General features: G+C 75.0%; 9 protein-coding genes and 1 riboswitch. Of the genes, 8 read left to right on the forward strand and 1 reads right to left on the reverse strand.

What is annotated here, in order from left to right:
- The 3 genes from AC0IVP_RS21175 to AC0IVP_RS21185 form a co-directional block, all read left to right on the forward strand.
- Positions 1-705: LytR C-terminal domain-containing protein (locus tag AC0IVP_RS21175; RefSeq protein WP_471759168.1), on the forward strand; the 705-nt coding region annotated here is incomplete at its 5' end.
- A gap of 133 nt (positions 706-838) precedes the next feature.
- Entirely contained in the window at positions 839-3,694 is a 2,856-nt protein-coding gene (locus tag AC0IVP_RS21180) for an alpha/beta fold hydrolase (protein WP_471759170.1), read from the forward strand.
- Positions 3,691-4,554, forward strand: a complete 864-nt coding sequence (locus AC0IVP_RS21185) for an ABC transporter permease (RefSeq protein ID WP_056293399.1) — start codon at positions 3,691-3,693, stop codon at positions 4,552-4,554. Before AC0IVP_RS21180 ends, AC0IVP_RS21185 begins: the two co-directional genes overlap by 4 nt.
- Positions 4,555-4,572: 18 nt before the next feature.
- On the opposite strand, the gene AC0IVP_RS21190 is transcribed toward AC0IVP_RS21185, so the two are convergent.
- The gene (locus AC0IVP_RS21190) at positions 4,573-5,406 is read right to left on the reverse strand and encodes an HAD family hydrolase (protein ID WP_471759172.1); all 834 of its coding nucleotides are present in this window, start codon (positions 5,404-5,406) and stop codon (positions 4,573-4,575) included.
- A gap of 48 nt (positions 5,407-5,454) precedes the next feature.
- Positions 5,455-5,582, forward strand: a riboswitch (SAM riboswitch).
- Positions 5,583-5,600: 18 nt separating this feature from the next.
- Here AC0IVP_RS21190 and thrC point away from each other — a divergent pair.
- The 5 genes from thrC to AC0IVP_RS21215 all read left to right on the forward strand — a co-directional run.
- Positions 5,601-6,887, forward strand: a complete 1,287-nt coding sequence (thrC, locus tag AC0IVP_RS21195) for a threonine synthase (protein ID WP_056294796.1) — start codon at positions 5,601-5,603, stop codon at positions 6,885-6,887.
- A gap of 122 nt (positions 6,888-7,009) precedes the next feature.
- Complete coding sequence (locus tag AC0IVP_RS21200; protein ID WP_157519248.1) at positions 7,010-7,972, forward strand: GAF domain-containing protein; 963 nt, start codon at positions 7,010-7,012, stop codon at positions 7,970-7,972.
- Positions 7,973-8,075: 103 nt separating this feature from the next.
- A complete protein-coding gene (locus AC0IVP_RS21205; RefSeq protein WP_471759174.1) occupies positions 8,076-9,134 on the forward strand; it encodes a GAF domain-containing protein in 1,059 nt (352 codons plus the stop codon).
- Complete coding sequence (locus AC0IVP_RS21210; RefSeq protein ID WP_471759176.1) at positions 9,131-9,739, forward strand: archaeosortase/exosortase family protein; 609 nt, start codon at positions 9,131-9,133, stop codon at positions 9,737-9,739. Before AC0IVP_RS21205 ends, AC0IVP_RS21210 begins: the two co-directional genes overlap by 4 nt.
- The coding region (locus AC0IVP_RS21215) for a glycosyltransferase family 2 protein (RefSeq protein ID WP_471759178.1) at positions 9,736-11,506 on the forward strand (1,771 nt) is incomplete at its 3' end. The genes AC0IVP_RS21210 and AC0IVP_RS21215, both read left to right, overlap by 4 nt.

Genomic DNA, 11,506 nt, shown 5'->3' on the forward strand with positions numbered 1-11,506 from the left:
CCCGCCACCGGTCCCGGCCCCGCGACGGGCCCCGGCCCCGCGACGGGCCCCGGGCCCTCGACGGGTCCGGGCACCGGACCGGTCGGCGGCCGTGCCGCGGGCCGGGCCGAGCGACAGGCCGCCGACGCCGTCCGGCGCCGCGAGGAACGCCGACGCGGCGTCACCGCGTTGCCGGTCCCGGACGAGGAGGACCGCCGCCGCGGGTCCCGTGGCCTGGTGATCGGGCTCGTCGCCGTCGTCGTCGTGGCCCTGGTGCTGCTGTCGGTGTGGTCGTTCTCCCGACCGGACACCGGCGAGGCCTCTGCCAGCCGGCCGGCGCCGACCACCTCCGCGGCCGCGACGACCACCCCGGCCCCGGCCGCCGCACCCGCACCGACCACGGCGGCGGCGCCGGTGGCCACCGGTCCGGTCTTCGCGCCGGTCTCGGTGCTCAACAGCGCCGGCATCTCCGGGTTGGCCGCCGACATCGGTGACGCCCTCACCGGCGGCGGCTGGGAGATCCGCACGCTGGGCGCCTACAGCTCGCAGGACGTCGCCACCACGACCGTCTACTACACCGAGGGCGACACCGCCCAGCAGCAGGCGGCGGAGTCCCTGGTGGCCCAGTTCCCCGAGGTCAGCGGCCCGGCGGTGCGGTTCTTCGAGATCCCCGACCTGCCCGACCCCGGGATCGTGGTCATCGCGACGGGCAGCTGGCAGCCCTGAGCGGGACCCTGCCGGCCTGACGCCGTCCCGCCCGAGGACGGGCCCGGCGCACAGTCCGGTCACAGGCTCGCCGTCCGCGGAACACAGCCCGTCCCCCGACCGTTCACCGCCCGTGCGTCCCACCCGCGGGCTCGTGCGACCCAGCCCGCGCCCCGGCGCACGCGCGACGGTCGCCGCCCTCACCACCGCCCTGCTCTCCGCCGCGCTGCTGGCCGTCCCGTTCGCGGGCACCGCCACGGCCGCCGACGACGTGACCACCGAGGACGCCACGGTGCCCTCGGGCACCGGCGCGGACGCCGTCGAGCTGGACACCACGGTCTACGTGCCGTCCTCGGCCACCGCGCAGGACCCGGCGCCGGCCGTCGTCCTGGCGCACGGTTTCGGCGGGAGCAAGGACTCGGTGGCCGGCGACGCCCAGGACCTGGCCGCCCGGGGCTACGTCGTGCTGGCGTACTCGGCGCGGGGGTTCGGCGACAGCACCGGGCAGATCGGCCTGGACGACCCGGACTTCGAGGTGGCCGACGTCTCGACCCTGCTCGACGTGCTCGCCGAGCGGGACGACGTGCTGCTCGACGGTCCCGGCGACCCGCGGGTCGGGCTGTCGGGTGTGAGCTACGGCGGGGCGGTGTCCCTGCTGGGCGCCGCCTACGACGACCGGGTCGACGCGATCGCCCCGCGGATCACCTGGAACTCCCTGACCAGCGCGCTGTTCCCCTCCCAGGCCGGTGCCGTGGACGGCAACACCGTGGCCGCGACCCCGGCCACCGGGGACGCCGGGGTGTTCAAGCGGCTGTGGTCCGGGCTGTTCTTCGGGGCGGGCTCCGTGCCCACCGGGGACGGCCTGCTGGCCTCGCTGACCGGCGGCGCCACCGCCGAGGACGGGGCGGCCTCGCTGCCCCAGATCGACCCGAGCACGCTGGACTCCGCCGCCGTCGAGCAGGCACTGACCTGCGGTCGGTTCCGCGCGGACGTCTGCGCGGCCTACCAGTCCGCGGCGGCCAGCGGCACGCTCACCCCGGAGATCGCCGCGATCCTGGACCGCTCGTCCCCGGCCGGCGTGCTGGACCGGATCACCGCGCCGACCCTGCTGGTGCAGGGCACCCAGGACTCGCTGTTCGGGCTGGGCCAGGCCGACGCCAACGCCCGCGGGATCGCCGCCAAGGGCACCCCGGTGAGCGTGGTCTGGTACGACGGCGGCCACGACGAGAGCGCCTCGGAGGGCACCACCGAGGACCTGCGCGAACTCGTCGCCGGCTGGTTCGACTTCCACCTGCGCGAGCAGGGCGAGGACCCGGGCACCGGCTTCAGCTACCCGGTGCCCACCGGCGTCGGTGCCGCGGTCGGCAGCGTGCAGGGCGGGTCGCAGACCGAGGAGGCCGCGGCCTACCCGGGCATCGGTGACGCGCAGCCCGCCGAGCGCGTCTCGGTGCCGTTGTCGGGCACCGTGTTCCCCGTCGTCACACCGCCGGGGGGCAACCCGGCCGCGATCACCACGGTGCCCGGACTGGGTGCGGTCACCGCCGCCCTGGGCGGGACGACGGTGGAGATCCCCGGCCAGTTCGCCGCGTTCGACTCCGCGCCGCTCGACGCCGCCACCGACGTGGTCGGTGCCTCCACGGTGACGCTGGCCGTGTCCTCGCCGACCGGGACCGCGACGCTGTTCGCCAAGCTCTACGACGTGGCCGCCGACGGCTCGCAGACCCTGCCGTCGGGGCTGGTCGCTCCGCTGGCGCTGACCGGGCTGTCCACCGACCCGACCGCCCCCACCGAGGTCGAGGTGACGCTGCCCGGGATCGTGCACCGGTTCGAGACCGGTCACGTGATGCGCGTGCTGGTCTCCTCCACCGACCAGGCGTTCGCCGCCCCGGCCGAGGCCGGGGTCTACACCGTCGCGCTGGCCGACGGCGCGGCGCTGGCGGCACCGACCGTCGACGGCGCCGTGGTGGGGGAGTCCTCCTCCTCGCGCTGGTGGGTGCTGCTGGGCGTGCTGGCCGGCCTGGGCGTGCTGGGGGTGGTCGTGGCGAGGCTGTGGGGTGCCCGGCGCCGCCGGCAGCTCTCGGTCGTCGAGCCCGACGGTGAGGACGTGCCGCTGCGCTTCGAGGGCGTCACCAAGTCCTACAAGGACGGCTTCACCGCCGTCCGGGGCCTGTCCTTCGAGGTCCGCCGCGGCCAGGTGCTGGGCCTGCTGGGCCCCAACGGCGCCGGCAAGACCACCTCGCTGCGGATGCTCATGGGCCTCATCCGGCCGACGGAGGGCACCATCTCCGTCTTCGGCCACCCGGCGAGCCCGGGCGCCCCGGTGCTGTCCCGGCTCGGCTCCTTCGTGGAGGGCACCGGGCTGCAGCCGCACCTGAGCGGCCGGGACAACCTGGAGCTGTACTGGGCCGCGACCGGCCGGCCGGCCGAGGACGCCCACCTGGACGAGGCCATCGCGATCGCGGGCCTCGGGACGGCGCTGGACAAGCGGGTCCGGTCCTACTCCCAGGGCATGCGCCAGCGCGTGGCCATCGCCCAGGCCATGCTGGGGCTGCCGGACCTGCTGGTCCTCGACGAGCCCACCAACGGGCTGGACCCGCCGCAGATCCACGCCATGCGCGAGGTGCTGCAGGACTACGCGAAGACCGGTCGCACGGTCATCGTGAGCAGCCACCTGCTGGCCGAGATCGAGCAGACCTGCAGCCACGTCGTCGTGATGGCCAAGGGCCAGAAGGTCGCCGAGGGCACGGTCGAGGAGATCATCGGCACCGGCGGCGCCGTGCTGGTCGTGCTGGACGACCCGGCCGACACCGACCGCGCCGTCGAGGTGCTGGGCGCCCTGCCGGGGACCTCGGTCGAACGCTCGGACGAGGGCCTGGTGCTCGAGCTCGGCGGCACCAGCCGGGCGGCCGCCGTCACCGCCCTGGTGGGCGCCGGCATCGGCGTCGACCAGGTCACCCCGCGCCGCCGCCTGGAGGACGCGTTCCTGTCGTTGGTGGGGGAGAGCTCGTGAGCACCGTCCAGTCCACCGGGGCCGTCGCCGGCTACCGGCCCGAGCGCACCCTGCGTCTGTCGGTCGAGCTGCGCCGGCAGTTCAAACGGCGACGCACCATCGGCGTCTTCGCGCTGATGGTCGCGCTGCCGCTGCTGCTCATCGCCGCCCTCCAGCTGGGCGCCAGCGAGGACGCGCAGTCCAACAGCCGGCTCAACCTGGTGGACGTCGCGACGTCGTCCGGGCTGAACTTCACCCTCTTCGTGCTGTTCGCGACGACGTCGTTCTTCCTGGTCGTGGTGTACGCGTTGTTCTTCGGCGACACCGTGGCCAGCGAGGCCCAGTGGGGGTCGCTGCGCTACGCGCTGGCCACCCCGGTCCCGCGGATGCGGCTGCTCCGGCAGAAGTGGCTGGCCGCGCTGGTGATGTCGGTGGCGGCGCTGCTGACGGTGACCGTGGTGGCCGTCGTCGCGGGCGGGATCGCGTTCGGGTTCGAGGACATCCAGACGCCGATCGGCATCACCATCGGCCAGGGCGACGGGCTGCTCCGGCTGGCCGGGATGGTCGGCTACCTCGCCGTGCACCTGCTCGTCGTCGGCACGCTGGCGTTCTGGCTGTCCACGGTCACCGACGCGCCGCTGGCCGCCGTCGGCGGGTCGGTGTTCACGATGTTCGTCTTCGCGATCCTCGACCAGGTCGAGCAGCTGGGCAGCGTCCGGGACTACTTCCCGACGGCGGAGGAGTTCGCCTGGACGGACCTGCTGCAGACCCCGGTCGACAGCGGTGACCTCTACCGCGGCGTCATCCAGTCGCTGCTCTACGCCGCGGTGTTCACCGCGCTGGCCTTCCGGCACTTCGCCCGCCGCGACGTCACCAGCTGAGGGAGGGCCCCAGCGGGGTCAGAGCGAGGCGCGGACGGCCTGGGCCCAGCCCTCGCCCATCGGGGCGTGGGTGGCGGTGGCGTTCGGCAGGGCCGCGATGGCCGCCGGCATCCCCTCCACCGCGGCGCCGTTGGCGGTGATCCACAGCCGGCCGACCGACGGCGCCATCTCCAGGTCGCTGACGGAGTCCCCGACGGCGACGGCGTCGGCGGGGTCGATGCCCCGGCGGGCCAGGTCCCAGGCGATGGCCGCGCCCTTGTCGATGCCGCGCGGCATCAGGTGGTAGACGTGCGGGTCGGTGCCGTCGCCGTCGCCGTCGCCGTCCAGCGTCATCCGTGAGGTGCGCGGGACGCGGCCGTTGTCCTTGACCGTCAGCCAGCCCCAGCCACGTGCGGCCAGCCAGTCGTCGACCGCGACGGTGTCCAGCCAGCCGCGGAGCAGGGCGTCGGCAGAGTGCGTGGCGTGCCAGGGCGCGTGCCACTCCACCCGGCCGGGGTGCTCGGCCAGCAGGGCGTCGACCACCCCGAGCGAGGCGAGCACGTCCATCGGGGTGCGACCGGCGTGCTCCTCGGGCAGGGCACCGGTGAGCAGGTGGGTCTCCCGGCCGCCGTCCCAGCTGACCAGCGAGCCCAGCTCGGCGACGTGGCCGTCGACGGCGAAGACCCGGCCGGCCTCCAGCAGCTGGGCGTGGGTGCGCCCGGACACCAGCACCAGCGGCACCCCGGCCCGGTGCAGGTCCAGCAGGGCGGCGGCGGGGGAGTCGGTCAGCTCGCGGCCGGCGGTGTGGAAGAAGGAGCCCCGCGGCCCCACCATCGTGCCGTCGAGGTCGGTGTACACGATCGCGGCGGTCATGCAGGTCATCCTGCCGGAGCCCCTGGTCCGGTACGGTGGCCGACGTTCCACTCATCACGAGGGGCAGAGGGACACGGCCCGCTGAAGCCCCGGCAACCACCGCCCGCACCCACGCGGGCAGCAGGTGCCCCTTCCGTCCTGCGCGGCTCGACGGCCCGACGCGGGGAAGATGAGGAGGTAGTCGTCGTATGACCATGACCGCTCCCACTGCCACCGGCGCGATCGCGCAGCCGGTGCCCCCGAACCCCGCCCGCGGCCTGGTGTGCCGCAACTGCGGTGCCACGTTCGGCCTGATCGCCGAGCACGCGTGTGCCGAGTGCTTCGGTCCGCTGGAGGTCGACTACGACCCCGAGCTGATGCGCGCGGTGACCCGCGAGCAGATCGAGGCCGGCCCGCAGAACATCTGGCGCTACAGCGCGTTGCTGCCCACCGGTCAGGACCCGGACTCCCGGGTCAGCCTGGACCCGGGCATGACCCCGCTGGTGCGCGCCCAGCGCCTGGGTGACGAGCTGGGCTTCACCGCCCCGCTGTGGGTCAAGGACGACTCGGCCAACCCGACGCACTCCTTCAAGGACCGGGTGGTCAGCCTGGCCGCGACGGCGGCCAAGGGCTTCGGGTACGCCAAGATCGCCTGCGCCTCGACCGGCAACCTGGCGAACTCGGTGGCCGCGCACGCCGCCCGCAACGGGCTGCCCTCCTTCGTCTTCGTGCCCAGCGACCTGGAGCCGGGGAAGATCGTCCAGTCCGCGGTCTACGGCCAGGCGCTGATCGCCGTCGACGGCTCCTACGACGAGGTCAACCGGCTCACCAGCGAGCTCGCCGAGACCGACGAGTTCGAGGACTGCGCGTTCGTCAACCAGAACGTGCGCCCCTACTACGCCGAGGGGTCCAAGACCGTCGGCTACGAGATCGCCGAGCAGCTCGGCTGGCGGATCCCGGCCCAGGTGGTCATCCCGATGGCGTCGGGGTCGCTGCTGACCAAGGTGGACAAGGCCTTCCGCGAGCTGTCGGCCGCCGGGATCGTCGAGGCCACCGAGTGGAAGGTCTTCGGCGCGCAGTCCGCCGGTTGCGACCCGATCGCCACCGCGTTCGAGAACGGCTGGGACGTCGTCAAGCCGGTCAAGCCGACCGGGATCGCCAAGTCGCTGAACATCGGCAACCCCGCCGACGGGCCCTACGCCCTGGACGCCATCCGGCGCACCGGCGGCTCGGTCGGCCGGGTCGGGGACGCCGAGATCGTCGAGGGCATCCGGGACCTGGCCCGGACCACCGGGGTCTTCGCCGAGACCGCCGGCGGGGTGACGACGGCGGTGCTGCGCCAGCTGGTGGAGCGTGGCCTGCTGGACCCGGCCGCGGAGACCGTCGTGCTGAACACCGGGGAGGGTCTGAAGACCCTGGACCCGCTGATGCCCGTCGTGGGCCCCACCCACCGGGTGGACCCCTCGCTGCGCTCGCTGCGCCAGGCCGGCCTCATCTCCTGAGGTCGGCGGCACCCTCCCTCCTCGGGGGGAGGGTGCCCGCACTGCTCAAGACCGGCCCGCTCGTGTCGATGTAGAACGCATTCGTCCGGAATAGTTCCGGACGGTGAGATGCGGGAGACGCGATGAGCATGTCCGGATGGTCCGTGGGCTCCACGCCCGTGCCGGCGCCGGTGTCCGACCGGCCCGGTCTGGGGCAGGCGTTCGCCGCCACCGCCGGGGTGGCGGTGTCCGACCTCGCCGGTACCGAGGACTTCGACGTCTTCACCGTGGCCCGGATGACCGACCGGTCCTGGACCGGTGTGACGTCCCGGTCCAGGACCGGGCCGGCCCTCGTGGGCCACCCGGTCCCGGTCGAGCAGAGCGCCTGCCACCACCTGCTGGTCGGCCGGCGGCCCGTGCTGGCCCGCGACCTGCGCCGGCACACCGACCCCGAGCTGCGGGCCGTCGGCCGCCAGCACGGCGTCTCCGCCTACGTCGGTGCCCCGCTCCGCCGGTTCGACGGGCAGCTGCTGGGCAGCGTGTGCGGGTACTCCGCGGCGCGCTGGACGGGCGTCGACCACGACCGGCTCGCGGCGCGCCTCGCGCTGGTCGCCGACGTCCTGGGCCGGGAGCTGGCCACCGCGCTGGACGCCGTGGTCGACGACCGGCGGGCGGGCATCGAGCAGGCCCTCCGCAGCCGGGACGACGTCACCGGCCTGCCCGACCGGCGCGGCTGGGGCCTGCTGCTGCACGACGAGGCGGAGCGGGCGGTGCACCTGGCCGAGGACCTCTCCGTGGTGCTGGTCGACATCGGTCTGGTGCGCACCGCCCGCGGTCTGCGGCGCGCGGGGCACGTGCTCCGCGAGGCGCTCGGCGAGGTCGCGTTGAGCCGGGTCGGTGGCCGTCAGTTCGGCGTCGTCGGCGGGGACCTCGACGACCTCGACCCGGGCGCGACCGCCGTCCTCGCCCAGGACGCCCTGCGTGCGGCCGGGTACACGGCCACCGCGGGCTGGGCGGTCCGGGAACCCCAGGAGGACGTCGTCGGGACCTGGCGCCGGGCAGAGGACGCCCTGCTGCGGGTCCGGGCCGGGCGGGTCTCGGGCTGACCCCGCCACCCGGTGGTCGCACGCCCCGGATCACCTGCCGATAAGGCAGTTGTCGATCCGGAACGACGCGATACGGGAACAGAGGTGGGTCGTGGTGAGGCAGGTGCAGTCGTCCCCCGTGGCACCGGACTGGGACGACGACATGTCCGTCGCCCCGGCCGTGCAGGTGCTCGACACGAGATCGGCCGGTCCGGCGCTGCCGGTGTCAGGGTCGGTGTGGTCCCGTGGCGCGCTGCCCGGGGCCGACGCCGCCCTGGCCCTGCTGGGCAGCCTGGGTGGCGTCGACGCCTGGACCATCTGCCGGATCACCGAGGACACCTGGACCGGCCTCGCCGTCCAGCCGACGGCGCAGGCCACCGGCCCGCGGTCGGCGTGGTCGGGCACCCGGGCCGCCTCCTACCAGGCCGGCACCCCCGTGGCCCGGGACCGCTCCCTGTGCCACCACCTGCTCTCGGGTCCGCAGCCCGTCGTCGTCCCCGACCTCGGCCGCAGCCAGCACGTCGACCTGCGGCGGCTCGCCGACGGCTGGGGCCTCAACGGCTACCTGGGCATCGCGCTGCGGGCCCCGGACGGCCGGCAGCTGGGGTCGCTGGCCGGGTTCAGTGCCTCGCCCGTGGACCCGGGGCAGCGGGACTGGCCGGAGCTGCTGGCCGTGCAGGCCGCCGCACTGCAGGCGTCCCTCAGCGCCGACATCGCCGCGCTGGACGACGCCCGCGAGGACGCCTTCGAGCGGAGCCTGGACAGCCACGACGACGTCACCCGGCTGCCCAACCGGCGCGGGTGGGCGATGTTGCTGGCCACCGAGGAGCAGCTGTCCACCCCGGTCGGCGACCCCGTCGGGCTCGCGCTGGTCGACCTGGGCGTCATCCGCACCGTGCGCTCGCTGCGGCGGGCCGTCTCGGTGGTCCGCGAGGCCGCCGGTGACGTCCGGCTCGCCCGCGTCGGCCCCCGCCAGATCGGCATCCTGGCCGGCGGGTACCAGACCTCCCAGGTGGCCCGGGTGGCCAACCTGGTGCAGGCCCGGCTCGAGGGCGCGGGCTTCCGCACCGCCACCGCGCACACCATGCGCGCCGGCCTGGAGCCGCTGGCCACGACCTGGGTCCGGGCCGAGAACGCCCTGGTGACCGCGCGCCGTGAGCAGGCCGGGAGCCGGAGCCGGTGAGCGCCGGCCCGGTGACCACCGGCGGGGCCGACGCCTGGGTGCTCTCCACCGACACCGACCGCACGCCCGACGTCGGCCTGGTCCGCCCCGGCATGATCGCCGGCGGCGTGCTGACCCTCGTGGCCATGCTCGTCGGGTCCTCCCGGCTGCAGGCCCTCGAGGCCGCGGCGGCCGTCCCGCTCGCCCGGGCGATCGGCCTGGAGGACGCCCGTCAGGTCGGCCGGTCGGTGCTGTTCACCGTCGACGGGCAGCCGACCGGCATCGACGTCACCGTCGGGTGCACCGCGGCCTTCCTGCTGCTGCCCTTCGTCGTCATCACCACCGTGCTGCTCGCCGTCCGCCGGATCCCCGTCCTGCGCGCGATGAGCGCACTGGTCGCCGCCGTGCTCGTGATCCTGGCGGTCAACCAGGCCCGGATGCTGGCCATCACCGCCGGGATGGCCACCTGGGGACCCGAGGTGGGGTACGCCCGCACCCACGTCCTCGTCGGCACCGCCGTCAGCACCCTGGGGGTGGTGCTCGCCGGCACCGCCTACCTGGTGGTCCTGCTGCGCGGCACGTACCCCTCGCCGGCGGTCGACCCCCAGGACGGGGACCGCTGGTGAACCAGGACAACATCGCGCTGGCGGCGCTGAACACGACCGCCTTCATGCTCTGCGTCAGCTTCCTGCTCTACGTCGTGTTCATCATGCGGCCCTTCCTGGCCCGCGCGGACAGCGTGCCCGGCAGCCGCCACGGCTACGACTTCCACCTCGTCGTCCCCTGCCTGGACGAGGAGCTCGTCGTCGGCGGGACGGTCCGGCACCTGCTCGGGGCGTTCCCCGAGGCCACCGTCTGGGTCGTCGACGACGGTTCCACCGACCTCACCCCGGGCATCCTGGAGGACCTGCAGGACCAGTTCCCGCAGCTGCGCGTGGTCACCCGCACGCTCCCCGACGCCCAGCGCGGCAAGGGCGCAGCGCTCAACGCCGCGTGGCGGGCCATCGACGCCGCCCTCCCGGCCGAGGCCGACCGGCACCGCGTCGTCGTGGGCGTGCTGGACGCCGACGCCCGGCTGGAGCGGCTGGCCCCCGACGTCATCTGCGGCTACCTGGTCGACCCCCGGGTCACCGCCGTGCAGGTGCAGGTCCGGGTCACCGACGACGTCGACGGCCTCGCCGCCGCGGACCTGGCCTCCCTCGTCGACCTGGACGAGGTCCCGGTCCGGCGGCGGGACTCCTGGCTGGTGCAGCTGCAGGACCTGGAGTTCACCGGCCCCATCGCGGCGATGCAGAGCCTGCGCCGTCGGACCGGCAGCGTGGGCATGGGCGGCAACGGCCAGTTCACCCGCATGTCGGCGCTGGACCGGATCGCCGAGGAGTTCGGCACGCCGTGGCACGGCGCCCTGCTGGAGGACTTCGAGCTGGGCCTGCACGTGCTGCTCACCGGCGGTCGCACCGAGTACTGCGACGAGACCTTCGTGGCCCAGACCGGCCTCCCGCGCGTGCGGCCGCTGCTGCGCCAGCGCAGCCGCTGGGCGCAGGGAGGCATGCAGTGCTCGCGCTACCTGTGGCGCATCATCTGCTCCCCGCGGGTCAGCCTGCCCGGTGCCCTGGAGATCGCCTACTACCTCTGGGTCCCGTGGTCCCAGCTGCTGGGCTCGGTCGTGTTCCCGGCCGCGATGGCCGTGCAGGTCTGGTACATGACCCACACCGGGGACGGCGTCGGCTCCTGGTGGTCCGGCGGGGCCTGGGGCCTTGTGCCCCTCGCGGCGCTGTTCGGCGTCCTGCCGCACGTCGTCTGGGGTCCGGTCTACCGCTCCCGCAGCGGCGGGTCGGTGACCCGCCGGCGGGCCGTCGCCCTCGGGCTGCTCAACGTCGCCTACGCCTACCTGCTGCAGGTGGCCGTGTGGTGGGCGTTCACCCGGATCCTGCGCGGCCGCCGGGACTGGAAGAAGACCTCCCACGTCGCAGCCGCCGGGACGCCCCGGCCGGGCGCTCCGGCGCCGGGGCGGGCACCCGGACGGTCGGACGCCGCCGTGTTCGCCGCGCTGCCGGCCGAGGTGACCTGGCCCGGCCTGGACGTGCCCGGCCGGCACTCGACCGCCCGCCCGTCCTCCTCCCCGGGAGGAGCCGGCCGGGTGCAGACCCTGGACCCGGCGACCGCGGCCCGCCCCCCGGCGTCCGACCACTCGGGACGGGTGGTGAGGACCGCGGGGATGCGTTCGGTCCGGGGGCCCTCGGGGACCGACGGCGCGGGGGCGGGCTCGACGGTGGTGGCGACGACCACCGGCTGCGCCGCGGCGGGCTCCGCGGGCGGACGGGCCCGCTGGGCCGGGGCGGGTGCGAGCGGGGGGACGAGTGTCGGCCCCGCCGACGGGGGCCGGGCGGCCG

This window comes from Klenkia sp. AC732 (assembly GCF_979256525.1).

Bases quoted from the DNA above. Each gene is read 5' to 3' on its own strand.
- AC0IVP_RS21190 (WP_471759172.1), bottom strand. From the start codon at position 5,406: ATGACCGCCGCGATCGTGTACACCGACCTCGACGGCACGATGGTGGGG.
- thrC (WP_056294796.1), top strand. From the start codon at position 5,601: ATGACCGCTCCCACTGCCACCGGCGCGATCGCGCAGCCGGTGCCCCCG.
- AC0IVP_RS21200 (WP_157519248.1), top strand. From the start codon at position 7,010: ATGAGCATGTCCGGATGGTCCGTGGGCTCCACGCCCGTGCCGGCGCCG.